Consider the following 1,093-nt stretch of genomic DNA (forward strand, 5'->3'; position numbering starts at 1 on the left):
GGGTGTGGGTAAACCATTGCCCGTCGAGGTTGGTGAAGGTGGCCTCGGTGTCGGTCCGCGTGCCCGTGAGCGGCTTGTTCGCGAACCGCTCAGGGCCGTTGTTCGGGAGCTTGACCTGCCTACTGCCGACCGACACGATGTCTTCGCCGGCGACTGCGCGGAACTCGCGGGGAAGGCGTCCGACGAAGGCACCCTTGTCCGTGGGGTCCGGCGGGGAGTAGGTGGGCGGGGTGTACGCCTTCCCGGCCTGCTCGACCGCGCGCCGGTACTTGTATTCTTCGGTCGGCTCGTCGTAGGGAATCGGGTCGCCCACGGGTTCGAACGCGTCGCCTCCCGTGACGGAGAGCTGCACCATCCGCCGACCCACCTCGCCGGCCACCCGCACATGCCAGCCCTCGAACACCTCGCCCTCACCCTGCCCCGCCGGAGCCTTCGGCAGACTCACCTTCACGCCGAACAACGTGGTCCGCGTGGTACCGGCCGGGATGAACTTCTGGTCGCCGGTGGCCTCCGTGATCCTGGAGTCGAACGGCTGCCCGTCGGGATTGGTGAACTTGACTTGCCCGCCGACCAGCTCGCCCCTCAGCGGCTTGTTCGCGAACCGCTCACGGCCCGTGCGCGGCAGGCTGTACTCGACTCCCTGGAAGCTGATCGAGGTGTTGTTGGCGGCCACGTGGAAGACGGACTGGAGGCGTCCGCGGAAGGTGACCGGTTTCGCCGGGCCGCCATCGCCCCCGCCGCCGGCGGGGGCGATGGCCGGGGTGCCATCCGCCGTCTCGGTGTCGGCGGACGCGCCGGGGACCGCTGCGGCATGGTCCGCTTCCAGCGGCTCGTGGTCCATGCCGGCCGGTCGGTCGGAAGGAAACGGCGCACCGTCGAAGTCCCCGTCCGCTCCGAGGTCGTCGTCGAGGTCGTCGTGTGTGGGCGGTTCGGCGTCCGGCATCGGTTCGTCCCGGGGGTGGGTGTCGTCTCCGATTCCGTGGTGAGCCGATTCGCGAGCGGGGGCGGGATTCGTGTCGTGTGCCGCGGCGTCGTCGCGGGTGCGCTGGTGTGCTTCCCACGCGCGCCGGTACTTGTACTCCTCGGTCGGCTC

1 pseudogene is annotated in these 1,093 nt (G+C 70.0%); it reads right to left on the reverse strand.

Annotation, left to right across the window (positions count from 1 at the left end):
- A pseudogene (locus tag AB0K51_RS34870) lies at window positions 1-1,093 on the reverse strand (hypothetical protein); the annotation flags it as partial.

Origin of the sequence: Kitasatospora sp. NPDC049285, from assembly GCF_040678815.1 — a bacterium.
In the GTDB taxonomy this organism is placed as follows: Bacteria; Actinomycetota; Actinomycetes; order Streptomycetales; family Streptomycetaceae; genus Kitasatospora.